The 22,135-nt window shown below is 59.6% G+C and carries 21 protein-coding genes and 1 tRNA gene; 12 read left to right on the top strand and 10 right to left on the bottom strand.

Features of this window, described 5'->3' with window-relative positions; all coding sequences use genetic code 11:
* Nucleotide 1 precedes the first annotated feature (1 nt).
* Both ICY20_RS12710 and ICY20_RS12705 read left to right on the top strand, forming a co-directional pair.
* Complete coding sequence (locus ICY20_RS12710) at nt 2-2,464, top strand: EAL domain-containing protein (protein ID WP_159962366.1); 2,463 nt, start codon at nt 2-4, stop codon at nt 2,462-2,464.
* Nucleotides 2,465-2,543: 79 nt separating this feature from the next.
* Entirely contained in the window at nt 2,544-3,311 is a 768-nt protein-coding gene (locus ICY20_RS12705) for a TenA family transcriptional regulator (protein WP_228758424.1), read from the top strand.
* A gap of 54 nt (nt 3,312-3,365) precedes the next feature.
* On the opposite strand, the gene ICY20_RS12700 is transcribed toward ICY20_RS12705, so the two are convergent.
* Together ICY20_RS12700 and lldD are read right to left on the bottom strand one after the other, a co-directional pair.
* Complete coding sequence (locus tag ICY20_RS12700; protein ID WP_194937656.1) at nt 3,366-4,292, bottom strand: GGDEF domain-containing protein; 927 nt, start codon at nt 4,290-4,292, stop codon at nt 3,366-3,368.
* Between the two features lie 311 nt (nt 4,293-4,603).
* Nucleotides 4,604-5,734: an FMN-dependent L-lactate dehydrogenase LldD gene (gene lldD, locus ICY20_RS12695; protein WP_159962363.1), complete on the bottom strand. Its 1,131-nt coding sequence runs from the start codon at nt 5,732-5,734 to the stop codon at nt 4,604-4,606.
* A gap of 100 nt (nt 5,735-5,834) precedes the next feature.
* On the opposite strand from lldD, the gene ICY20_RS12690 reads away from it, so the two are divergent.
* Both ICY20_RS12690 and ICY20_RS12685 read left to right on the top strand, forming a co-directional pair.
* Nucleotides 5,835-6,731, top strand: a complete 897-nt coding sequence (locus ICY20_RS12690; RefSeq protein WP_194937655.1) for a LysR family transcriptional regulator — start codon at nt 5,835-5,837, stop codon at nt 6,729-6,731.
* 60 nt (nt 6,732-6,791) lie between these two features.
* A tRNA-Asn gene (locus tag ICY20_RS12685) sits at nt 6,792-6,867 on the top strand.
* Nucleotides 6,868-6,961: 94 nt separating this feature from the next.
* Here the strand turns inward: ICY20_RS12685 and ICY20_RS12680 are convergent.
* The 4 genes from ICY20_RS12680 to ICY20_RS12665 all read right to left on the bottom strand — a co-directional run bounded on the left by ICY20_RS12680 (nt 6,962) and on the right by ICY20_RS12665 (nt 11,627).
* A complete protein-coding gene (locus ICY20_RS12680) occupies nt 6,962-9,367 on the bottom strand; it encodes a TonB-dependent siderophore receptor (RefSeq protein ID WP_194937654.1) in 2,406 nt (801 codons plus the stop codon).
* A 76-nt stretch (nt 9,368-9,443) separates the two neighbouring features.
* Nucleotides 9,444-10,394: a FecR family protein gene (locus tag ICY20_RS12675; RefSeq protein WP_194937653.1), complete on the bottom strand. Its 951-nt coding sequence runs from the start codon at nt 10,392-10,394 to the stop codon at nt 9,444-9,446.
* Nucleotides 10,391-10,912: a sigma-70 family RNA polymerase sigma factor gene (locus ICY20_RS12670; RefSeq protein ID WP_194937652.1), complete on the bottom strand. Its 522-nt coding sequence runs from the start codon at nt 10,910-10,912 to the stop codon at nt 10,391-10,393. Before ICY20_RS12670 ends, ICY20_RS12675 begins: the two co-directional genes overlap by 4 nt.
* A 76-nt stretch (nt 10,913-10,988) precedes the next feature.
* Nucleotides 10,989-11,627, bottom strand: coding sequence for a TetR/AcrR family transcriptional regulator (locus tag ICY20_RS12665; protein WP_194937651.1), 639 nt, complete (start codon nt 11,625-11,627; stop codon nt 10,989-10,991).
* A 123-nt stretch (nt 11,628-11,750) separates the two neighbouring features.
* Here ICY20_RS12665 and ICY20_RS12660 point away from each other — a divergent pair, with 123 nt between their 5' ends.
* Nucleotides 11,751-12,968, top strand: coding sequence for an MFS transporter (locus ICY20_RS12660; protein WP_159962357.1), 1,218 nt, complete (start codon nt 11,751-11,753; stop codon nt 12,966-12,968).
* A 94-nt stretch (nt 12,969-13,062) separates the two neighbouring features.
* Entirely contained in the window at nt 13,063-13,854 is a 792-nt protein-coding gene (locus ICY20_RS12655; protein ID WP_159962356.1) for a DNA/RNA non-specific endonuclease, read from the top strand.
* A 3-nt stretch (nt 13,855-13,857) separates the two neighbouring features.
* Here the strand turns inward: ICY20_RS12655 and ICY20_RS12650 are convergent, their stop codons facing one another.
* Nucleotides 13,858-14,037 (bottom strand): DUF1289 domain-containing protein, encoded by a 180-nt coding sequence (locus tag ICY20_RS12650; RefSeq protein ID WP_159962355.1) that lies wholly within the window; start codon nt 14,035-14,037, stop codon nt 13,858-13,860.
* 622 nt (nt 14,038-14,659) lie between these two features.
* Here ICY20_RS12650 and ICY20_RS12645 point away from each other — a divergent pair.
* Entirely contained in the window at nt 14,660-15,871 is a 1,212-nt protein-coding gene (locus ICY20_RS12645; RefSeq protein ID WP_159962354.1) for a YeeE/YedE family protein, read from the top strand.
* A gap of 6 nt (nt 15,872-15,877) precedes the next feature.
* On the opposite strand, the gene ICY20_RS12640 is transcribed toward ICY20_RS12645, so the two are convergent.
* Both ICY20_RS12640 and ICY20_RS12635 read right to left on the bottom strand, forming a co-directional pair.
* Nucleotides 15,878-16,039 carry a DUF2986 domain-containing protein gene (locus ICY20_RS12640; protein ID WP_159962353.1) on the bottom strand — a complete coding sequence of 54 codons (162 nt, stop codon included), beginning with the start codon at nt 16,037-16,039 and terminating at the stop codon, nt 15,878-15,880.
* Nucleotides 16,040-16,045: 6 nt separating this feature from the next.
* Nucleotides 16,046-17,113, bottom strand: coding sequence for an alpha/beta hydrolase family protein (locus ICY20_RS12635; RefSeq protein WP_194937650.1), 1,068 nt, complete (start codon nt 17,111-17,113; stop codon nt 16,046-16,048).
* Nucleotides 17,114-17,359: 246 nt separating this feature from the next.
* On the opposite strand from ICY20_RS12635, the gene ICY20_RS12630 reads away from it, so the two are divergent.
* The 3 genes from ICY20_RS12630 to ICY20_RS12620 all read left to right on the top strand — a co-directional run bounded on the left by ICY20_RS12630 (nt 17,360) and on the right by ICY20_RS12620 (nt 20,690).
* Nucleotides 17,360-17,842, top strand: coding sequence for a hypothetical protein (locus tag ICY20_RS12630; protein ID WP_194937649.1), 483 nt, complete (start codon nt 17,360-17,362; stop codon nt 17,840-17,842).
* 102 nt (nt 17,843-17,944) lie between these two features.
* Nucleotides 17,945-19,279 carry a hypothetical protein gene (locus tag ICY20_RS12625; protein WP_194937648.1) on the top strand — a complete coding sequence of 445 codons (1,335 nt, stop codon included), beginning with the start codon at nt 17,945-17,947 and terminating at the stop codon, nt 19,277-19,279.
* A gap of 85 nt (nt 19,280-19,364) precedes the next feature.
* A complete protein-coding gene (locus tag ICY20_RS12620) occupies nt 19,365-20,690 on the top strand; it encodes a hypothetical protein (protein WP_194937647.1) in 1,326 nt (441 codons plus the stop codon).
* Nucleotides 20,691-20,708: 18 nt separating this feature from the next.
* Here ICY20_RS12620 and ICY20_RS12615 read toward each other — a convergent pair whose 3' ends face one another.
* Nucleotides 20,709-21,116: a hypothetical protein gene (locus tag ICY20_RS12615; protein WP_159962348.1), complete on the bottom strand. Its 408-nt coding sequence runs from the start codon at nt 21,114-21,116 to the stop codon at nt 20,709-20,711.
* 252 nt (nt 21,117-21,368) lie between these two features.
* Between ICY20_RS12615 and ICY20_RS12610 the strand changes: the two genes are divergently transcribed.
* Together ICY20_RS12610 and ICY20_RS12605 are read left to right on the top strand one after the other, a co-directional pair.
* Entirely contained in the window at nt 21,369-21,848 is a 480-nt protein-coding gene (locus ICY20_RS12610; RefSeq protein WP_194937646.1) for a hypothetical protein, read from the top strand.
* A 12-nt stretch (nt 21,849-21,860) separates the two neighbouring features.
* Nucleotides 21,861-22,103 carry a hypothetical protein gene (locus ICY20_RS12605; protein WP_159962346.1) on the top strand — a complete coding sequence of 81 codons (243 nt, stop codon included), beginning with the start codon at nt 21,861-21,863 and terminating at the stop codon, nt 22,101-22,103.
* Nucleotides 22,104-22,135 lie beyond the last annotated feature (32 nt).

Below are 22,135 nucleotides of genomic sequence, written 5' to 3'. Positions count from 1 at the left end.
CATGAAGCAAAAGCGGACTCTCGGAACGCCAAGGCTGCTGGGCATTGTCTGGCCATTTATCGCCGTTGTGCTGTTTCAGGCATTACTGGGCTGTGTCAGCCTTTATATGCTCTCGGCGGTGCGTGGCTATGTGGCCGGTGAAAGCCTATGGTCCAAGGGCCAGAAAGACGCCATCTACTACCTCACCCTCTACGCCGACAACCGCGACGAAACCACTTACCTCAAGTACCAGCAAGCCATCGCCGTGCCGCAGGGCGGTCATGAGCTACGCATCGCCCTCGATCGCCCCACGCCTGATCTCGCCGCCGCCCGTCAAGGCATTCTCAAAGGCGGCAACCACCCGGACGACGTTTCCAGCCTGATCTGGCTCTACCTCAACTTTCGCCATTTCAGCTATCTGGAAAAAGCCATTGAGCTGTGGACAGTGGGCGATGGCTACCTGGTGCAGTTGGACGATTTGGCCCAGGAGATGCACCAATCGATCATTCGCGACCAAGTCAGTGGCAACGATGTACGCCAATGGAAGGCGCACATCATTGCGATCAACGAGGGCGTGACGCCTGCTGCCAAGGCCTTCAGCGATGCACTCGGGGAAGGCTCGCGGATGATCCTGCGCCTGCTGTTGATCACCAATCTGGCCACCGCGCTGGGCCTGATCGTGCTGGCGTTGTTGCGCACGCATAAACTGCTGGCCCAGCGGCATGCGTTCGCCGACGCTTTGCAGGCGGAAAAAGAGCGGGCGCAAATCACCCTGGAGTCGATTGGCGACGGGGTGATTACCACCGACGTCGACGGTGCCATTACCTACATGAACCCGGCAGCCGAAGCGCTGACGCATTGGAAGTCAGAACAGGCCCAGGGGCTGCCGTTGGCCGCGCTGTTCAACCTGCTGGATGACAACGCCCAGCCCGACGGCTTTACCCTGATCGAGCACATCGTCAAGGGCCAGCTCAGCGGCGGTAGCGAACATTCGAAAACCATCCAGCGTGTAGACGGCAGTACCGTGTCCGTGACCCTGGTGGGCGCGCCGATCCGCAGCGCCGGTAAGGTCAGCGGTGCGGTGCTGGTGATGCACGACATGACCCAGGAACGCCAGTACATCGCCAACCTGTCGTGGCAGGCGACTCACGACGCCTTGACCGGGCTGGCCAACCGTCGCGAGTTCGAGTATCGCCTGGAGCAAGTGCTGCACCCCGCAGGGCTCGCGCAGGGTGGGCGACATGCCTTGATGTTCCTTGACCTGGACCAGTTCAAGCTGGTCAATGACACCTGCGGCCACGCGGCGGGTGACGAGTTGCTGCGGCATATTTGCGCGCTGCTGCAATCGGACCTGCGCGAAGGTGACACCCTGGCGCGCCTGGGGGGCGATGAGTTTGGCATCCTGCTCGAGAACTGCCCGGCGGCGGTGGCGGAGAAAATCGCCGAGAGCCTGCGTCATACCGTGCAAAGCCTGCACTTTGTGTGGAAGGGGCGGCCGTTTATGACGACCGTCAGTATCGGGCTGGTGCATATCTCACACACGCCAACCACCCTGGAAACCTCGCTGCGGGCCGCGGATATGGCGTGCTACATGGCCAAGGAAAAAGGCCGCAACCGCGTGCAGGTGTACCACGCCGATGACTCGGAATTGTCCCTGCGTTTTGGCGAAATGGCCTGGGTACAGCGCTTGCACATGGCGCTGGAAGAGAATCGATTTTGCCTGTACGCCCAAGAGATTTGCCCCCTGGGCCACACGGACGGTGGCAATGGGCATATTGAAATCCTGTTACGGCTGCATGACGAAGCCGGGCGTATCATTTTGCCCGACAGTTTCATTCCGGCCGCCGAGCGTTACGGCTTGATGACGTCACTGGATCGCTGGGTGGTGGAGAACGTATTCAGGATCATTGCCCAGTGCATGCAAGAGCGTGCGGGCGCTCCGATGGCGATGTGTGCGATTAACCTGTCAGGCATAACTATTGGTGATGAAGACTTTCTTGGGTTCTTGCGTGAGAAGTTTCTTACTTACAATATCCCGCCGGCGATGATCTGTTTTGAAATCACCGAAACCAGCGCGATTGCAAACTTAGGGAGTGCGATTAGATTTATTAATGAACTCAAAGCCTTAGGGTGTCATTTCTCTCTGGATGACTTTTGTGCCGGTATGTCCTCATTCGCCTATCTCAAACATTTACCTGTAGACTTCCTGAAGATCGATGGAAGTTTCGTAAAGGATATGCTGGACGACCCGATTAACCGAGCGATGGTCGAAGTGATCAATCACATCGGCCACGTCATGGGTAAGCGCACAATTGCAGAGTTTGTCGAGACACCGCAAATCGAACAGGCGTTACTCGAGATAGGTGTGGATTACGCTCAGGGCTACCTGATTGAACGACCGCAATTGTTTACCTTTGATAGTTTGCAGTGTCGACCTGTGCGACCGCAGCCTTTGCTGTTCAAGGCGCCCGGCACGTTCCGCTGAAACATTTGCTGGTCTGTACAATCACACTTGAAAAGGAGCTTTAGCAGTGATCGACACATTCATCAGAACCGGCCCGCTTATGGAAGCCTCAAGTTACCCCGCCTGGGCTCAGAAACTGATCCTGGACTGTAGCGAGAGCAAGCGCCGAGTTGTCGAACACGAACTGTATCAGCGCATGCGTGATAACACGCTCAGCGCCAAGACCCTGCGCCACTACCTGATCGGTGGCTGGCCCGTGGTCGAACAGTTTGCTTTGTACATGGCACAAAACCTCACCAAGACCAAGTTTGCCCGCCACCCTGGGGAAGACATGGCGCGACGCTGGCTGATGCGCAATATTCGTGTGGAACTCAACCATGCCGATTATTGGGTGCATTGGGCCGGCGCCCACGGTGTCAGCCTCGAAGAGTTGCAGGCCCAGAACGTGCCGCCGGAATTGCACGCCCTGAGCCATTGGTGCTGGCACACCAGCTCATCCGATTCGCTGATCGTGGCCATTGCCGCGACCAATTACGCGATCGAAGGGGCGACGGGGGAATGGTCCGCGGTGGTGTGTTCCACTGGGGTCTACGCGGCAGCCTTCCCCGAGGAAGACCGCAAGCGCGCGATGAAATGGCTCAAGATGCACGCCCAATACGATGATGCGCACCCTTGGGAAGCGCTGGAAATCATCTGTACCCTGGCCGGGATGAACCCGAGCAAGGCCTTGCAGGTCGAGCTGGGCCAGGCCGTGCGAAAGAGCTATGACTACATGTACCTGTTCCTGGAAAGCTGCATGCGGCTGGAGCGAGAAAAAGCGCCAACCCAGGTGCGCGAGCGCCAGTTGCGGGTTGCCAGCGAAGCGTAATGGGTAAATAACCTGTGGCGAGGGAGCAAGCTCCCTCGCCACAGTTATTGAGCGTTACCCCGCCATTGCCAAGCGGTTGCGGCCTTCGCGCTTGGCCACATACAGGGCGCTGTCGGCTCGACGCAACAGGCTTTCGGCGGACTCAGCGGCCAATAAGGTCGAGCAACCCAGGCTCACCGTCAGTTCGATACGCGTACCATCGGCCCAATAATCCTGGGCCTGTGCCGCCTGGCGCAGACGCTCACCCACCAACGCCGCCGCGTCCCGGCCGGTGTTGGACAGCAAGATCAGAAACTCTTCCCCGCCAAACCGAAACACCATGTCCACGTTGCGCAACTGGCTCTTGATCGCTGCCGCCACGGCACGCAGCACGCTATCGCCCGCAGTATGGCCGTGGGTGTCATTGATGATTTTGAAGTGGTCGATGTCCAGCATCAGCAAGGACAGCGGGTTGAGGTGCCGGCGCGCCATGTCGATCTCCCGTTGCAGGGTCTGGTCCATGGCGATGCGGTTACCGGTCTCGGTCAAGGGGTCGCGCAGGGCGCTGCGGGTGGCGGCGCGGTAGAGCAGGGCGTTGCGCATCGGGTACAGCAGCGTCGCCAGCAAGGATTCGAGCTGGCCGAGTTCTTCTTCCAGCAAACGCTGGTTGCGGCGAAAGATCAGCTCACCCAAGTGCTCCCCTTCATGGCTCAGGCTGTAGCTCACCGAATGGTGGCCGCGATGGCCGAACTCCAGGCGCAAGTCGCTGGCATCGTGGTGATATTGCAGGGCGTCCAGGGGCACCAGTCGCTGGATTTCACGGAAGAACACCCCGAGGATGCGCTCCGGTTCAAGGCTGGTTTGCAGTTGCATGCCCAATTGCTGACGCAGTTGGGTAATGGTAATCGGACGGCGTGGGAGAAGGGATGGCTGACCAAACCCCAGGCGTTGCAATTTGGCACTGTCGAAGTCAATTGCGTTGGTCTGGGTTGGTGTTTTCATAAGCGAACGGCCTCTAAGCGCTTTGCTGTCTTACAGGCTCGATGAGAGTGGCAAATGCCAAGCGTCTTACTGTTCCTTCAGTTCCGTAAAACATGGGTAACAGTTTAGACCGCTTTGCAGAGGGTTATAACCCCTGGGCTCAACCGCACGTCTTGTCATCGCTTAACCTGCTTGAACGAGGTTAGAGCTAGATTCATGCCAAAACGTTTTAATTAAATAAAAAGCCTTATAAATCAAGCGGCTGTTTTTATCGCTAAAAACAGCCGCTGGATGATGGCGCCGGTTATTTGGCAACTAAGCACCGAGCAGCGTTAGACCAGGGTCGTTCGGTCAATCTGTTCGATGGCGGTGACGCCGGTGAGGGTCATGGCCACGCGCATTTCCTTGGCGAAAATGTCCAGCAGGTTTTCCACGCCATGCTGCCCATCGGCGGCGAGTGCGTAGGCGGTGGCGCGCCCCAGCAGGCAGGCCTTGGCGCCCAGGGCGAGCATGCGTACTACGTCGAGCCCTGAGCGTATGCCCGAATCCACCAGCACCGTGAGGTCATCGCCCACCGCTTCGGCAATGGCTGGCAGGGCCTTGGCAGTGGATAGCACGCCGTCCAGCTGGCGACCGCCGTGGTTGGACACCACGATGCCGTCTGCGCCGAAACTTACCGCGTCCTTGGCATCCTGGGGGTCGAGGATGCCCTTGATGATCATCGGGCCCTTCCAGAATTCGCGGATCCACTCAAGGTCTTTCCAGCTGATGGAGGGGTCAAAATTGTTTGCCAGCCAACCAATGTAATCTTCCAGGTGGGTGGGCTTGCCCAAGTACTTGGAGATATTGCCCAAGTCATGAGGGCGGCCCATCAAGCCCACATCGAAAGCCCATTGCGGCTTGGTGACAGCTTGCAGCATGCGCCGCTGCGCCGCGAACGGCCCGGACATGCCTGAGTGGGCGTCACGATAGCGTGCGCCGGGGGTCGGCATGTCCACGGTAAATACCAACGTCGTGATGCCCGCAGCCTGTGCACGCTCAAGTGCATTGCGCATAAAACCACGGTCTTTGAGCACGTAGAGTTGGAACCAGATCGCCTGGGGGCTTTGCGAGGCAACCTCTTCAATCGGGCACACCGACACTGTCGACAGGCAAAACGGAATGCCTTTGTTCGCCGCCGCCTTCGCCGCCTGCACCTCACCGCGCCGAGCGTACATGCCCGTCAAACCTACCGGGCTGATGATCACCGGCATGTCCAGCGTCTGGCCAAAGAGCGTGGTTTTGAGGCTCAGGCTGTCGACATTACGCAGGATGCGCTGGCGCAAGCTGATCTCGGCCAAATCCGAACTGTTCGCCCGCATCGTGTGCTCGGCGTAGGCGCCGCCGTCGATATAGTCGAACAGAAAGCGCGGCAGCTTGCGCTTGGCGGCTGCGCGGTAGTCGGAGGCGGACGAGATGATCATGAACGGTATCTCCACAAGGCACGGCAGGTCAGCATAGGTAAAAATCTGGCATGATAAAAACAACTTTTATCACTAGCAGCCAGTCGCAAAAGGAATACCAATGAATCTTCGAACATTGCGCGCCTTTGTCGAGGTCGTGCGCCAGGGCGGTTTCTCCCAGGCGGCCGATGTGGTGTCCCTTACCCAGTCCACCGTGAGCAAGGCGGTCAAGACCCTTGAAGATGAACTTGGCACTCCGTTGCTCAACCGCCTTGGCCACCGCAACGAGCTGACCGCCGCTGGCGAAATTGCCTACCGCCGTGCTCTGGTGCTGCTCGCAGAACACAATGACCTGGTAGCCGAGATAGACGACCTGCGCGGTCTCAAGCGCGGCCAACTGCGCATCGGCTTGCCGCCGGTAGGCTGTGGCGTGCTGTTCGCGACCATGTTCGCCACTTACCGCAGCCGTTATCCGGACATCGACATCGAACTCACTGAGTACGGCAGCAAAAAACTACGTGAATGCCTGGAAGCGGGGGAGGTGGACCTGGCGGCCCTTTTATTGCCCGTAGATGAAGGCTTCGATTTTCAGCCCGTGCGCAATGAACCTTTGATAGCCGTGCTGCCCATCAGCCACCCCCTGGCCCAGCGCAAGCGCATCGACTTCATTGACCTGGCCGACTCCCCCTTCATCCTGTTCGAAGCAGGGTTTGCCCTTAACGCCAAAATCCTCGCGGCCTGCGAGCGCAAAGGCGTCACGCCGAGAGTGACCGCCCGCAGCGGTCAGATCGACTTCATCGTCGATTTGGTCACCGCTGGCCTGGGCGTCGCCTTCTTGCCACGCATGCTGGCGCACAAGCACCAACATGACGGCATCGCCCTGATCCCCCTCGACGAACCCCACACCGACTGGCACATCGCCCTGGCCTGGCGCGCCAGTGCCCACCTGCCACCGGCTGCACTGGCCTGGCTGGAACTGGCCCAGGAACAACAAGTTGCAGGCGACCCTCCGGTTTAAACGCACCGACCGCCAGAGAAAGCTTGACTTCCTCTTTTTAATCAGTAACATACGGCGCATTCCGCGATAGCTCAGTTGGTAGAGCAAATGACTGTTAATCATTGGGTCCCTGGTTCGAGTCCAGGTCGTGGAGCCAGATAGAGAAAAGCCTGCAGAGATGCAGGCTTTTTTTTTGCCTTGGATTTGGCCCAGTAAGCGAGCAGGTGGCGCTGTACCACCCGCCACCTCTGTTACCAGCGATAAGTCAGCGAGCTGACCAACTGCCGCTCATCCCCATACCGACAAATCGCAAACTCGCAGTAGGTGTAGCGCTTGTTGGTAACGTTATTGGCGTTGAGCGCCACTTCCCAGTTGGGGTCGATTTCATAGCTGGCGCGGGCGTCGTACAGGGTGTAGGCGGGCATCGATGAGGGTACGCCGGACGCTTGGGTGGTGCCTTTGTATCGTGCGCCACCGCCGATGCGCAGCTGTGGCACGCCCAGTGCGGCGAGGCGGTAATCAGCCCAGAGGGCGGCTTGGTGGTAGGGGGTGTCTTCGCTGCGTTGGCCGATTTCGCTGGCAATATCGCTTTGGGTGATGCGTGCGTCGATGTAGGCATAGGAGGCGATCAGGCTGAGGTTGGGGCTGACTTCAGTCTTGGCTTCCAGCTCGAAGCCTCGGGAGCGCACTTCGCCGACCTGCACCGAAAAGTTGATATCGGTACGGTCCTGGCTCAATACGTTTTTCTGCTCCAGTTGGTACACCGCCGCACTCAGCAGAGTGGCGCTGCCTTCGGGCTGGTAGCGAATACCGATTTCGTACTGCCGGCCTTCGGTGGGCACAAAGCTTTGCTCGGCTTTGTTGGTGCCGGCTACCGGAAAGAACGATTCGCTGTAGCTGATGTACGGCGCCAGGCCATTGTCGGCCTTGTACACCAAGCCTGCACGCCAGGTGGTGGCTTCATCGCTTTTACCGCTGTCGACCCCGTTGCGGAACAGTTCTGTGTGCTGGTCGGCCCAGTCATGGCGGCCGCCCAACAGCAGAATCCAATGCTCGTCGAACTTGATCTGGTCCTGGAAATAGATGCCTTTTTGCAGGGTGTCGATCTGCGAGCCGCGGTCGGTAGCGGGGTTCTTATTCACCACCACGGGTTGACCATATTGGTAGGTCGCCAGGTTCAACGACGGCGCATTGCCGCGGAAATTGTGGGAGTCGTAGCTGGTGTCATAGCCGTCGAAGCCCAGCAGGAAGGTGTGCTGCCAGTCGCCGAACTGCCATTTGCTCTCGATGTTGGTGTCGCTGGCCAGGCCGCGCGAGCGTTCTTCGCGGTCGCTGTATTGGCGGCGCAGGATGCCGGTGGTTTGCGCGGTGGCGATACCGGCGGTGTTGACCTGCAAATAACGCCAGGTCACTGCCGACTGGTAGTAACGCAGCTTGTTGCTGATACGCGTGTGCTCATCGAAACGGTGCTCGAACTCGTAGCCGATCGCCGACATTTCGCCGTTCATTTCGTCGTAGTCGGGCTCGCCGATAAAGTCGTGGCGGCCGATCTGGAAGCGGCCGCTGCCCACGCCTTTAGTCAGTTGATAGGGCAGGGGCGCGGAGAAGCCGGTTTCGGTCTTCTGGTAGAACGACAACAGGGTCAACGAGGTGTCGTCATCGGGTCGCCAAGTCAGGGCCGGGGCGACGTAGACCTTGTCGTTGTTGATGTGGTCGGCAGCGGTGTCGCTCTTGCGGTCCAGCAGGGTCAGGCGATAGCTCAGGGTGTCACTGTCGCCCAGCGGGCCGGTGAAGTCGGCAGACAGTTGCTTGCGATTGTTCTGCCCGGCTTGCAGGTTGATCTCATGGTAGGGCGTTAGGCTTGGGCGCTTGCTCACGGTGTTGATCAAGCCGCCCGGCGACAATTGGCCGTAGAGCACCGACGCAGCGCCGCGAATCACCTCGGCGCGTTCCAGCCCGTAGGGTTCCTGCACGCCGTCGTAGGAGTTGTTTTGCAGGCGCAGGCCGTCGCGTAGAGAGCCGCCGGTGGCCGACTCCACATCGAAGCCACGAATGCGGAAGCGGTCTGAGGTGCGGTTGAAACTGGTGGGTTGACTGGTGAAGCCTGGGGTGAGATCGAGGGTTTGCGACAGGGTTTCTGATTGGCGGTCGCGGATCTCATCGCTGGTGACCACCGACAACGATTGCGGCGTTTCGATGATTGGCGTGTCGGTCTTGGTGGCGCTGAGGTTGTGCGTCGCGACGTAGCCTTTGACGTGTTCGGTGCTGCTTTCTTCGGTCAGGCCGGTAATCGCTGTAGGGCCAAGTTCCAGCGAACCACCGGTATCGAGTGGCGCGAGCACGTAACCGTTGGGGCCTTGCACCGCCTGCAAACCGCTGCCGCGCAGCAATTGCGCAAAGCCCAGGGTGACGGGGAAGTCACCTTGCAGGCCCGCAGTCGTGAGGCCTGCGACGGTCTTGCTGTCGAACAACAACGCCACATGCGCCTGCTGGGCAAACAGGTTCAACGCCGGGCCGAGCGGCCCGGCGGCGATGGCGTACCGCGCAGCTTCTTGCGCGGCCACCGGGCTGCTGATGGCCAGGCCCAGGGCTGCCAGGCTGGCCAGGTTGATCGCCAGGGCGAGGGGCAAGGGGGAACGCTTGAGGTGGCGCGGCATGGAAGAAATTCCTGTTATTTGAGGTGCTTTCTTCCTTGACGGGGCGCTAGGCAAAAGCGGAACCCCACACGCAACATTATTTTTCCTGGCGTTCGATCTGCAACCACAACGGACTGAACGAGCGGATGCGCACCGGCAGGCCATCGGCAATCAGTTGCAGGGCGCGGCGAGGGTTATCCAGTGGCAGAACAGCGGATACCCGTAGATCAGCGAGCTGCTCGCGATTGAACTGCACATGCCCGCCGTATTGGCGCGCCAGTTCGTCGAGCACTTGCGGCAATGGCCAGTCCTGCACCACCAGTTGATGGCGCTTCCAGGCGTCGTCGGTGGTACTCGGGTCGATCTTGCCCAGCCGTGTCACTGCGTGCGGTGTGATGCGCGCCTGCTCGCCCGCGCTGACCTTCACATCGTCGTGGTGGCCTGCATCGGTGGCGGCGACTGTGGATTCGAGCATGCTCAGCAGGGTGCCCGAGGTTTCGCGCTTGACCGTAAAGCGCGTGCCGAGCGCGCGCATCTGGCCGTCGTCAGTGACCACCGTAAACTGCCGCGCCGCATCGTGGGCCACCTGCACCAGGATCTCGCCGCGCAGCAACCGCACTTGGCGTTGCTGGCCGTTAAAGGTCAGGTCCACGGCGCTGTTGCCGCTTAAGGTCAATTGCGAACCGTCTTCCAGGTTGACCTGTTGCCATTGGGCCGGCGCGGTTCGCTGGTCGGCCAGCAGGTAGCTTGGAGGATATACCCGCAGTGCCAGGGCCACCGGTAATGCGACGAGCACACCCAGCAGCACACGACCTGCCGGGTTGCGCCGACGCACCCGCGCCGCTTCCAGCGCGGCCTGCACCGGCGCCTGTTGCGGGCGCAATGCCTGCAAACGCCCGACAAAACCTTGCAGCCGCTCAAACGCCGCGCCATGCCGCGGGTCGGCGGCTTTCCAGCGTTCGAATTGCTGATGCTCGCGCTCGCTGAGGTGGCCTTCGTTCAGGCGGATCACCCAGTTGGCAGCCTGTTGGTCGAGGTCGGTGCTCATATATCCAGCGCGTGGTTGCAGTGCATCAGCGCATTCATCAGATGCTTGCGCACCATGCGCTCGGAAATCCCCAGGCAGTTGGCGATCTCGCTTTGGCGCAGGCCTTCGAGGAAGTACAGCAGGAACGCCTGTCGCGCATTCAGGGCCAGGCCGTCGAGCACGAAGGCAATCTGCTCCAGCGCTTCAAGGGTGACCAGGATCTGTTCTGGCGATTGCTGGCACTGCTCCATCATCTCGACGGTCAGCGCCAGCTCCCGCAGGTACGCGTCTTCGAGCTGGCGACGGCGCGCGCGGTCGATGATCAGGTGGCGCGCCGTGGTGGTGAGGAAGGCCCGAGGTTCGCGCATACCGCCAAGGGCATCACGGGAGGCGAGGATTCTTACAAAGGTGTCGTGGGACAAATCCGCAGCGTTATGGGGGCAACCGAGCTTTTTGCGCAGCCAGCCGAACAACCAGCCATGGTGCTCAGTGTAGAGCGCATGGACGGCCTGATTCAGGGGAAGTTCGCTGGCCGACATGGGGTAAGTCTGCGGATAAGAATTATTCGCAAGAGTAGCGGGGTGCCATTACGGAAAGCAAGTGGGGGCAGGGCAATCAGTCGCCTTTAAGGCGTGGCGCCACAATCGAAGCGCTTAGATCCCAGCTCATCAGCAATTGTGTGATCGCGGCATCGATCGCGCCATGGGGGACGTTATCACGCGCCAGGATCGAAACGCCCTGCAAGAAACTGTCAAACACCGTCGCCATCACTGCCGGGTCAGTGGTGCCGGGCAACTGGCCGGCATCCACTGCACGTTTCACGCAGGCCACGATCCCGGCACGTGTGCGCAGGCGTGACTGGGTCAAGGCATCCGCCACTCGCGCATTCTCCGGGCTCGGCGCACTCATCACCCCCAGCGCCACCATGCAGCCCTTGGGGTGCCCGTCTTCACATTGCATGCGTGCCGACTGGCGCAGGGCGGTTTCGATGGCCTGGCGTGGCGGCAGGGTTTCGTCCCACAAACATTCGGTGACCTGGGCGTAGGTCGCCAGGTAGCGCTGCACGCACTCATCGAACAGCGCCTCTTTGGAGCCAAACGCGGCGTAAAAACTCGGCGCAGAAATACCGCCACCCAAGCCGGCCTTGAGCTGGGCCAGCGAGGTGGCGTCGTAGCCGTGCTGCCAAAATAGGTGCAGGGCCTGATCCACGGCCTGGTCGCGGTCGAAGTTACGGGGGCGGCCCATTTGTGCCATGTCAGGTCTCCGGTGGGGAAGGCGAGATAAATACTAGTCGATACATAAGTCGTTGACAATGTGCTGCGGGCACCTGCAACATTTATATCGATCAGTATCTAAGTCCCTCTCAAGGAGTTTCCCGTGACACCTTCACTGACTTTATCGGCGTCATCCGACCGCCTGCCCATCGGCGCCTTGCTCGCCCTGGCCATGACCGGCTTTATCTGCATCGTCACCGAAACCTTGCCCGCCGGCCTACTGCCGTTGATCAGCGAGGGCCTGGCAGTTTCGCCGTCGATGGCGGGGCAGATGGTTACCGCGTATGCGCTGGGCTCGGTGCTGGCGGTGATCCCCATGACCATTGCGACCCGTGGCTGGCGTCGGCGCAATGTGCTGTTGCTGACCATCGTCGGCTTTCTGCTGTTCAATTCCATCACCGCGTTGTCGTCCCACTATGGCGTGACCCTGGTAGCGCGGTTTTTTGCCGGTGTGGCGGCGGGGTTGGCCTGGAGCCTGCTGGCCGGTTATGCCCGGCGGATGGTCGCACCGCATCAACAGGGCCGGGCGTTGGCGTTGGCGATGGTGGGTACGCCGATTGCGCTGTCGCTGGGCGTGCCGTTGGGCACCTGGCTGGGTGGCCTGGTGGGCTGGCGCACCACGTTTGGGCTGATGTCGGCGCTGACATTGGTGCTGATTGTGTGGGTGCTGGTGAAGGTTCCGGACTATCCACCGCAGGCTGCGCACCAGCGCTTGTCCCTGGGTAAGGTGCTGACCACGCCGGGTGTGCGGCCGGTACTGGCGGTGGTGATCAGTTGGATGCTGGCCCACAACATTCTCTACACCTACATCGCGCCGTTCGTGGCACCGGCGGGTTTGGCAGAGCGGGTTGACTTGGTGCTGTTGGTGTTTGGCATTGCCGCCTTGGTCGGGATCTGGCTCACGGCCAAGCTGGTCGAGCCACTGTTGCGCAAAACCGTATTGGTTAGCCTGGCGACCTTTGCACTGGTCAGCGTGGCGTTCGGTTTGCTGGGCAATCAGCCCCACGTGATTTACCTCGGTGTGGCGGTGTGGGGCCTGAGCTTCGGCGGTGCCGCGACCCTGCTGCAAACAGCCTTGGCCGATGCGGCGGGGGAGGGCGCCGACGTGGCGCTGTCGTTGAATGTGGTGGCGTGGAACAGCGCGATTGCCGGCAGCGGCGTGGTGGGCGGGGTGTTGCTCGACACATGGGGCGTGGCGTCGTTTCCCTGGGCGATGGTGGTGTTGATCGGCGTGTCATTTGCGATTGCCTGGGGGGCGCGTGGGCATGGGTTTAAACCTGGGGCGCGCAGTGCGGATAATCCTGCGGTGGCCGGGCACTAATCTGACAAAGATAGGTCAATAAACCCTGCAATATCATCCACTTGGCTCCGTGCTTCGGAGCCTGTCGCTTTACTCCCTCTTGAAGACTTAACCCATGCACTTACGCAAAATGGCCATTGCGCTGTCGGCCCTTGTATTGCTTTCCAGCGGTGCCCACGCCCGGGCCGTGGCGGATCTGTATTCCCATCAGGAAAAACAACTGTCGTTCGACAGCTGCGCCGAACTGTTCCCCACCGCCACGCCGATCAAGACCGCTACCGTACCCACCGCCATGAAACCTCTGGCGCTGTGTTCCGATCACTTTGCCGTACTCTATTCGCAAACCAGCAAGACCCCGCTGGTGGTGGTCGAACGCCTGAACGCTGCCCAGTTGAAAGACGCCAAGGGTGAGGAGCGTACTAACCAGTTCTACGCCGACCCACGTATCCCCAAAAGTGGGCGCGCCGAGCTGAGCGACTACCGCGCCCAGCACATGGACCGTGGTCACCAATCCCCGGCCGCCGATGCGCCGGATGCCAATGCCATGGCTCAGTCATTTGCGCTGTCGAACATGGTGCCGCAAGACCCTACCAACAACCGCAAGATCTGGAGCAAGGTCGAGGCCGATGTGCGCAAGTTCGCCTTGCGTGCCGGCGGCGATGTGTACGTGTTTACCGGGCCGCTGTTTGACGCGGGCTACAGCACCATCGGCGACAACAAGGTGTGGGTGCCGACGCGGCTGTTCAAATTGGTGTATGACGCCTCGTCCAAACGTGCCTGGGCCTATGTGCTGCCTAACGCTGAAACACGTATCCAAAAACCGATGGATTACGACACCTTCGTGAAAAGCACCGGCCTGAAGTTGCTCGGCAACCTGCCGGTGTCGGGCTCGGTGGGGCGTGGCTGATCGTTACTTGGCTTTTTTCAGCGCCTTCAAGCGTTGCGTGGCGCGTTGCACGGCGGCCATCTTTTCGGGGCGCTTCATGCGTTTCCATTTGCGGATGTCTTCCTTGCTGCGCCCGCAACTGACGCACAGGTCGCCGCTGAGCTGACAGGTGGAAATGCAGGGGTTTTCAATGTCTTTTGCCAAGGGAGTCGTCCTTTGAAATGCAGTCAGGTGTGGGAGCTGTCTTGACAGCGATAGCGGTGGTTCAGGCCCAGCATCTCTATCGCCAATACCGCCGCCTTCGCAGCCTCGCTAAAGCTCGACAGCTCCCACATTTACACCGCGCACACCCGTTTGGAATGCGGTCAGCTGTGGGAGCTGGCTTTGCTGCGAAAGCGGCGGTGCAGGCTCAGCATCTCTATCGCCAATACCGCCGCCTTCGCAGCCTCGCTAAAGCTCGACAGCTCCCACATTTACACCGCGTACACCCGTTTGGAATGCGGTCAACTGTGGGAGCTGGCTTGCCTGCGAAAGCGGTGGTTCAGGCCCAGCATCTCTATCGCCAATACCGCCGCCTTCGCAACCTCACTAAAGCTCGACAGCTCCCACATTTACACCGCGTACACCCGTTTGGAATGCGGTCAACTGTGGGAGCTGGCTTGCCTGCGAAAGCGGCGGTGCAGGCACAACATCTCTATCGCCAATACCGCCGCCTTCGCAACCTCACTAAAGCTCGACAACTCCCACAGGTGTTTAAGGTGTTTTTCGAGTGGCGGGCAACCATGCCATCATTCGCTATCCCTATTCAAATAAACCGAGATACACGATGACCCCCACTCTTCCCATGACGCCTGCGCGCAAGCCTCTTGCGCCGCTGGTGGCCTTTATCATCCTGGTGCTCGGCGCCTTGTTCCTCCAAAACAGCGTGGGTTCGCCCCAGGTGCTGTTGCTGGTGGTCGGCGCCGCACTGGGCCTCACGCTCTACCACGCCGCCTTCGGTTTCACTTCGGCCTGGCGCGTGTTCATCAATGAGCGTCGGGGCGCGGGCTTGCGTGCGCAGATGGTGATGCTGGCGCTGGCGGTGTTGCTGTTTTTCCCGGCGCTGGGGGCGGGCACCTTGTTCGGGCAGCCAGTGGCCGGGCTGGTGGCGCCGGCCGGCGTGTCGGTGGTATTCGGGGCGTTTATCTTCGGGATCGGCATGCAACTCGGCGGCGGCTGTGCCTCGGGCACGCTGTTCACTGTGGGCGGTGGCAATGCGCGCATGCTGGTGACGCTGTTCTTTTTCATCTGCGGCTCGTTGATCGCGACCCACCACGTGGACTGGTGGTTTGCATTGCCGGCGTTCCCGGCCGTATCCATCGTCAAGAGCTTTGGCGCAGGGCCCGCCATGGGCTTGAGCCTGGCTGTATTCGCGCTGATCGCCTGGGCGACGGTGCGCCTGGAGAAAGGTCGTCACGGCCAGCTGGAAGAAGGCGTGACCAGTGAGCACACCGGTCTGCGCCGCTTCCTGCGCGGCCCGTGGCCGTTGCTGTGGGGCGCCATTGGCCTGGCACTGCTCAACTACGCCACCCTCGCATTGGCCGGTCGCCCTTGGGGCATCACGTCGGCGTTCGCGTTGTGGGGCGCCAAGGTCGCGAGCGGCCTGGGTGTGGACGTTGCCAGTTGGGCGTTCTGGCAGATGCCCGGCAATGCCAAGGCTTTGGCCGCGCCGGTGTGGGAAGACATCACCAGCGTGATGGACATCGGCATCGTCCTCGGCGCGCTGTTGGCCGCAGGCCTGGCCGGACGCTTCGCCCCCAGCCTGAAAATCCCCGCCCGCTCGCTGGTGGCGGCAGTGATCGGCGGCCTGCTGCTCGGTTACGGTTCGCGCCTGGCGTACGGCTGCAACATCGGCGCGTACTTCAGCGGTATCGCCTCAGGCAGCCTGCATGGCTGGGTATGGCTGGTGGCAGCGTTTATCGGCAACAGCGTGGGCGTGCGGTTGCGGCCGTGGTTCTTTGAAGGCGAGCGGCGGCAGGTCGGTTTGACCGGCTGCTGAAACCCCTCAACTCTCGGCAGGCGGCACCGGCGTTTCAGCAGACTCTGCGTCGAGTTTCAACCGGTCCGCTTTGCTGATGTACCTGTCCTTGGATTTGGGCGCCAGTTTGGCACTGGCCTTTTTGGCTTTGGCCTTGAAGAGTTGCTGGAGTTTTTTCTGGCGGTTCATGGGGTTTTATCCGGCGGGTGAAGGTCGGGATGATACCAGCTTAAAAACCCCCGCCAGAAAATCGCTGATCAACCCCACCACCTGCTGCTGAATCACCTCTCGCGGCCGAGCCCCTTCGCCATCGTGGCAAATCATCCCGTCCCCTGGTGAGCTCTCTTCAATCAGCGCTTCACCCGTCGGTTTGCAGATCGCCATAAAGCTGAAGTGGGTGGCATCGTTGATCTTCAGGTACTGCGTCGAGGCCTTGGGCAGGCGTCTGGCCAGGTCGGCCGACTCCAGCTCCGCTGGCAACTCCGGCGTCGTCACACCTGCTGTGAGTACCAGCACCGGCACCTTCATCGCGGCCAGGCTGGCATCGGTCATGCCGCGTGACAGGCCCAGGTCCAGGGACACCACGGCGCTGATGCGTTTGTCGCGTAAGTCGGCGGCCAACTCGGCCTTCGACGCGGCGGTGCTGGCGGTGTTCACCTTTTGGTAAGCCTTGCAGCCGGAGAGTTGCGGGTGGGCTTTGCAATCCTGGGTGAACAAGTCGGGGTCGAAGCGTGCGCCGCCGCTTTCCAGCACGGTCCAGCCGCCGAGAGAGTGGCCCACTGCGGCAATCCGACCGCTTGCCACCGCGCCGAATTGCTTCGGTTGCGCGAGTACCGCGTCGATGGCTCGGCTCAAGTCTTTGGGCCGCTGCCACAACTGCGCAGCGGTTTCAGGGTTGCGATCCTTGCTGGTGGTGCCGGGGTGGTTGACTGCCGCGACGATATAACCGCGCTGCGCCAATGCACTGGCCAACCACACCTGATTGCCCCAATTGCCGCCGTTGCCGTGGGACATCACCACCAAGGGGTGTTCACCACTGGCCGGTGGCGCATCGGGTACGGCGAGTGCGCCGAAGAACACGGCGTCGTCGCGGATCAACTCCGGTGTGGCGGTGGTTGCGGCGGGATACCACACGACCATTTGCAGCGGGCGTTGATTCTGCGGGGCGGGAAGGGTGGAGCTCTGGAAGCCGATGGGCAGTGTGTCGGCGAATACAGGGGCGGCGAAGCATGTCATTAACAGAGCGGCGAGGCGGATTCTCATTGTTTTTATCGTCCTTGAAGTGAGGCGCGAAGCATGCCCGGGTATCGCTGTTTTGGGTAGAGGGGAGGCGGGACTAGGAGCTTACTTACTTATTCCTACTGTTAGGGATGACGGAGTTGTCCTGCGTGATTTTAGGAAGTGGGTGGGTTTATTCGGTTAATAAATCGTGCAATGGTAATCGCGTGATTCTTACAGTTTTATTGATTTGAGCCTGAAGTGTTAATTTCTGACTTGAAGGTGATGATTATGAAATGGTTAGTTACTTTTCCAAGCACTATGTTTTTGGCTCTCTTGGGGGGTGTTGGACATGGTTCAGCTTTTGCGGCAGAAGCCGTTATTACTAAGTCGGTCGCCCCCGGTCCTATACTGATATTGTCTAACTCTAACGTTGAGCCTAGTGTTGGCTTCTCTCGCTTTAATGTTTCTCCATCGGATATTCCCGGCGAAGTAAGTCTAAAGCAAAAGCAATTGTTGGGCATTCAATGGAGCACAACCTATTATCCTCAGACGCTCAATGACGAGGTCGAACTCTGTTACTACCGGCCCTATAGTTCTGACCGAAGTTGCGAGCCCATTCAGCCCAATTCGTCAGGGGTTGTTGAGCGTTTTAACGACCAGCCTTTTGGACGTGGGTCCACTGTTGAGATCAGGCACCGTGTGTTAGGTGGTATGCGTCCTTACGCTCGCCCAGCGGGCGTCGATTCTGTGACGTTTCGGTATCGCTATTAATGAAGTACGAACACTTATGATCCATTGGGCTTCAAGTGTTCTCTAGGTCGCTCAATGGAGTCTCGTACAAAACCGGTGCGCCTTTTTGCAAGGTGAGTATTCATGATCACTCTCAATGCTTATACCCTGGCATCTAACAATCGGGTGGCAAGTAATACCGTCGATGCTGCACTGCCGATCGTCATGCCTGATGACAGTAGGATCGAGGTTCCCACTCTTTCGAATAGCAGCGATACCACCACCGTCTCGACCCTGGCCCGCCAGTTGAGCGAGGCGGCAACTCGGGCTGAAGCGCGTGTGGGGCAAACTAGCGCCGATAGGCTTGGCTCAATTACAGGCGACAGGTATTTAGCCAACAAGGCGCAACACGATACGCAAACGCCAAATACCAATAACCCCGAACTTCTGGCACGAGCAAGGCAAGCGACCGGTTTTATCAATGGCACTGACAGCAACCCCTTTAAAGGGCTGACGCGTGATCAACTCAATCTGATTGCCCACGACGATGGCGGCTCTTTCACCATTAACGAACGACGCGCAGCTTGGCAGGCGGTGCAACCGACGGCCTCCCTAGAAATTTCGAGCTCGACGTCGGGTTCCGTTAACGGTCGTGAAATATTGATTTCGCGTTATTTTGGCGGCAGCGAACCGCCGGTGGCGCTTCCACCTGCGACGTTGTACAACGCCTTTATGCGCCCCGGCAGTTTTCTTAACCGCGATGATCGTGCCTTGATCGCCGATATGTACGCTTATGCCCAGGCGGAGGGCGCTGATCTGGCATTCGTCGATCGGTTGGCCAGCACACTCGGAAACTATCGTAATTACAGTGACGGCCGTCAGATGCTGAGCTGCAATATCAGCAGCTACGATGCGGATCGGTATTGGGTGACTTTTGACTTTGCGCCAGAGGAGAGCGCAAGCGCTTCACGCATCCTGAACGGTTCGGCGATTGGCAGCACCCGCCTTGATCAAGGGTTTGTGCGATACATCCTGGACCCGGGTTTCGGAGCGCTCCAACACGCGGGGGGCATATCCTTCCTGGAACGGATGGTAAACAAATTCTCCAGCGAAGGCGCTGATCAACCCCCGCTTGGCAACGAATTCGCCAACCTCGATTGGAGCAAGGTAGAGGACCAGATCGTACGTACCGTACACAAGGACGTAAGGTTGCCCCCCTTTACGGAGCCCGATGGGGTTCGCACGCTGAGCGAAGAAGCCAAGGCCGCTGGCGACCGCCTCGATGACACTACCGGTGATGCGCGCCTTCTGCCACGCAGGTCTGGCAATCGCGCAACGCAACCCGTTGAGGAGTTGCCGGTGCGCCGGGTGAAATTCCGCGCATTGGTTGACGTCATCGCGAGTACTCAAGCGCCTCTCGCGGTTAAACCTAAAGGGTTGAGTAGTCTGTTCCAGGTGCTGCGCAATAACAGGCCTTGAGGTTTTGCAATGGGTTGGTTAGCCATGGGTCAACCCCGTCAACGTATCCGCAGCGCCGCTGCTCTCCTACACAGGAGGAGTGCCCGTGAATACTATTAACCCGCATGTAGCGTCTAATAACCAAGCAATAACAGACCGTTCGGTCACGGCACCTACCGTTTCTTCGAATCAATCGGATAAGAAGGTGATGCAAGCGCTTACATCTACGCGCCGCGTCGGTACCGACAGCACCGTCTCAACCTTGGCGCGTCAATTGAGTGAAGCCGCAACGCGTGCCGACAAGCAGGGCACTAACCCGCTGCACGCAATTACCGGCGACAACTACTTCGCCAACAAAGCACAACACGATGCAGAGCGCCCCAACACTGATGATCCAGAGCTCCTCGCGCGGGCCCGGCAAGCCACCGGCTTCATCAGCGGTGCCGACAGCAACCCTTTTAAAGGGCTGGCACGCGATCAACTCAGCCTGATTGCACGGGACGAGGGCGGCGCTTTCACCATCAACGAGCGACGTGCCGCATGGGAAGAACTTCAGATAATGGCCCCCCCAGCGGCGACTGACCCGAAACCGGTGCCTATTAACGGCCGCGACATTATGATTTCTATCCTATTCAATGGCACTGAACCTCCGGTCGCCAAGCCACCGGCCACTTCAGAGAATGGCGCCCAAAACGACAGCGATTTTCTCAATCTCGATGATCGGGCCGTGGTCGCAGATATGTACGCTTATGCAAAAGAACAAGGTGCCGATCTTGCTTTTGTCACTAAGTTGGCCTCGCTGCTGGGCAACTACCGCCATTACAGTGACGGTCGTCAAAACGGGGGGGGCAATACCGGCTATGACGCCGACGGGTATCGAGTGACGTTTGATTACAAGCCGGAGGGCGTCGCACTGGCCGCCAGCATCCTGAACGGTTCGGCGATCAACAGCACCCGTATCGACCAGGGTTTTTTGCGATATATCCTGAACCCGGATCATGGCGCGTTCCAAAATGTGGGCGGCATACCCTTTCTGGAGCGGATGGTGAAGAAATTCTCCGATGAAGGCGCGGATCAACCCCCACTCGGCAGTGAGTTCGCTACCTTCAAAAAGGTCAGGTTTGAGGACCATATCGTTCAAACCACGTACAAGCACCTCAGGCTCCCGCCCTCCAAGGCACTCGTCATTTACGACAACGGCGCCTGGACCCTTACCGAGCTCGGCAAATCCCAGGGCTACGTACTGGACAAAGCCACCGGCCATGTGAGCAAGCCACAGTTACCCACCGAGGATAAGCCGCCGCTGGGCCCCGAGCGTAAAACGGCCACGGGGACTCTTGTGGATGCCCTGAGCGGTATCCGCGCTCAGCTCGCAACGCAGCGGGCCTCGCCAGGGAGCCTGTTCAAGCTGATAAAAAACTACAAGCCATGAGCTGGGATAAGCAACACCCTACGGCACCGCATAATCCTCATACCTCAAGGAGATCCCATCGTCCTGTGGGTAGCTGACATACACCACTACCCCATCACTGGCATCCACCAATGCGTAAGGCCATTTACCGTTGGCCTTGCGCATATGCTCATACAGCGGCAGGAAAAAGTCCTTGGTCTGGCCTCGCGGATCGTAGGGCGCCTGCACCTGGAAGATCGGAAAGTGCCCGCCATTGCATAACTGGATGCGTTCCAGCTTGAAATCGTTTTTCTCCAGCAAGGCACGGGTTGGGTGCTGCCAAGTGGCGAGGTCGACGTCGTGGCAGCCCTTGGTTTTTTCGGTGTAGAGCGTGGTGTTTTCCAGCGCGGGGAAGGCGTGGGCCAGGCCAGGTAACATCAGCAGTAGCAACGGTATTAGGCGTGGCATGGTGGCAATCCGAAAGAGGGGGCGATTGTAGAGTGCGTTGACCGCCAGCTGTTTACCCATGGGGTAGCCCGGCCAAGGTATCTGCAATTGTATGTGTGCGCTACGCCGTGCCCTCAGTGGCGCGGCTGGACGTCTCCAGTGGTTCGCATCTTAACCCTGAGGCCCCTTTATTTTGCCCACCGGGTGAAATGATTTGAATCCTCCGCCCGCCTTGTAGAGAATCCCCGCCTTTGGCTCGAAAGGATGCGTGCGATGAAGTTCGAAGGGACTTTTCAATACATGGGTAATCACGGGATCGTGTTCAACGTTTCACAGATCACCCTTACCGACAGCGAACGCGGACGCCTGCGCGAGCTGCATTTTGGCGAGGCGAAAAGTGCCCATTACGAGGTCAACAGCAAGGTTGTCGAGGTGTACGACAAGATGTTGGCCAAGAACCTGCCGTGCGTGATGATGATCGGCATCTCCAAGCCCCTCACTCGGCAACAGGGCGACGCCCTCAATGCCCAGCGCACCAAGATCGCCAACCTGGCCGCTAGCGCCTTCGCTGGCGCCACTTCTGCTGTCGCGTCGCCTTATGTGGGCGTGCCTGTCGGCGCCGGTGTGCGCATGTATGCCAATGAAATCCTGCCCACCTATCATGCTGGCGACGTACTGGTCAGCATCGAGGCGCAGGTCAACGGCGGTATCGGCCCACAACGCAGCGCTTCGACGCTGATCATCAAGACCTGACGGAGCAAGCCCATGTCTGAAATCACCCAGCTGGTCATTGCCCTGGTGCTGTTTTTTTTGCTCGACCGTTTGCTCAAACCTTACCTGCTTCGCAAGTGGCTCGGGGTGCTGCTGGTGGTGGCGGGGGCGATCGGTTGCGTGGCGGCAAGCCAGGTCCACCTAGTAGGGGTTGACCTGGGGCTGCTGTCGATTTTTGCGGTTGCGCTGGGGGTGGGGTTGTTCCTGAAGCGGCGCCGTTTTGAGTCTGTTGGTTGAGCGTGTAGGTATCTACACAATCTTCGACGCTG

Source organism: Pseudomonas pisciculturae (assembly GCF_015461805.1).
GTDB classification, from domain to species: Bacteria; Pseudomonadota; Gammaproteobacteria; order Pseudomonadales; family Pseudomonadaceae; genus Aquipseudomonas; species Aquipseudomonas pisciculturae.
Note: the sequence above shows the minus strand (reverse complement) of the source record. Positions and strands in the feature narration are given on the sequence as shown.

What these genes read in the sequence shown, in the direction of transcription:
- ICY20_RS12710 (WP_159962366.1), top strand. Translation starts at nt 2, where the DNA reads ATGAAGCAAAAGCGGACTCTCGGAACGCCAAGGCTGCTGGGCATTGTC.
- ICY20_RS12705 (WP_228758424.1), top strand. Translation starts at nt 2,544, where the DNA reads ATGGAAGCCTCAAGTTACCCCGCCTGGGCTCAGAAACTGATCCTGGAC.
- ICY20_RS12700 (WP_194937656.1), bottom strand. Translation starts at nt 4,292, where the DNA reads ATGAAAACACCAACCCAGACCAACGCAATTGACTTCGACAGTGCCAAA.
- lldD (WP_159962363.1), bottom strand. Translation starts at nt 5,734, where the DNA reads ATGATCATCTCGTCCGCCTCCGACTACCGCGCAGCCGCCAAGCGCAAG.
- ICY20_RS12690 (WP_194937655.1), top strand. Translation starts at nt 5,835, where the DNA reads ATGAATCTTCGAACATTGCGCGCCTTTGTCGAGGTCGTGCGCCAGGGC.
- ICY20_RS12680 (WP_194937654.1), bottom strand. Translation starts at nt 9,367, where the DNA reads ATGCCGCGCCACCTCAAGCGTTCCCCCTTGCCCCTCGCCCTGGCGATC.
- ICY20_RS12675 (WP_194937653.1), bottom strand. Translation starts at nt 10,394, where the DNA reads ATGAGCACCGACCTCGACCAACAGGCTGCCAACTGGGTGATCCGCCTG.
- ICY20_RS12670 (WP_194937652.1), bottom strand. Translation starts at nt 10,912, where the DNA reads ATGTCGGCCAGCGAACTTCCCCTGAATCAGGCCGTCCATGCGCTCTAC.
- ICY20_RS12665 (WP_194937651.1), bottom strand. Translation starts at nt 11,627, where the DNA reads ATGGCACAAATGGGCCGCCCCCGTAACTTCGACCGCGACCAGGCCGTG.
- ICY20_RS12655 (WP_159962356.1), top strand. Translation starts at nt 13,063, where the DNA reads ATGCACTTACGCAAAATGGCCATTGCGCTGTCGGCCCTTGTATTGCTT.
- ICY20_RS12645 (WP_159962354.1), top strand. Translation starts at nt 14,660, where the DNA reads ATGACCCCCACTCTTCCCATGACGCCTGCGCGCAAGCCTCTTGCGCCG.
- ICY20_RS12640 (WP_159962353.1), bottom strand. Translation starts at nt 16,039, where the DNA reads ATGAACCGCCAGAAAAAACTCCAGCAACTCTTCAAGGCCAAAGCCAAA.
- ICY20_RS12635 (WP_194937650.1), bottom strand. Translation starts at nt 17,113, where the DNA reads ATGAGAATCCGCCTCGCCGCTCTGTTAATGACATGCTTCGCCGCCCCT.
- ICY20_RS12630 (WP_194937649.1), top strand. Translation starts at nt 17,360, where the DNA reads ATGAAATGGTTAGTTACTTTTCCAAGCACTATGTTTTTGGCTCTCTTG.
- ICY20_RS12625 (WP_194937648.1), top strand. Translation starts at nt 17,945, where the DNA reads ATGATCACTCTCAATGCTTATACCCTGGCATCTAACAATCGGGTGGCA.
- ICY20_RS12615 (WP_159962348.1), bottom strand. Translation starts at nt 21,116, where the DNA reads ATGCCACGCCTAATACCGTTGCTACTGCTGATGTTACCTGGCCTGGCC.
- ICY20_RS12610 (WP_194937646.1), top strand. Translation starts at nt 21,369, where the DNA reads ATGAAGTTCGAAGGGACTTTTCAATACATGGGTAATCACGGGATCGTG.
- ICY20_RS12605 (WP_159962346.1), top strand. Translation starts at nt 21,861, where the DNA reads ATGTCTGAAATCACCCAGCTGGTCATTGCCCTGGTGCTGTTTTTTTTG.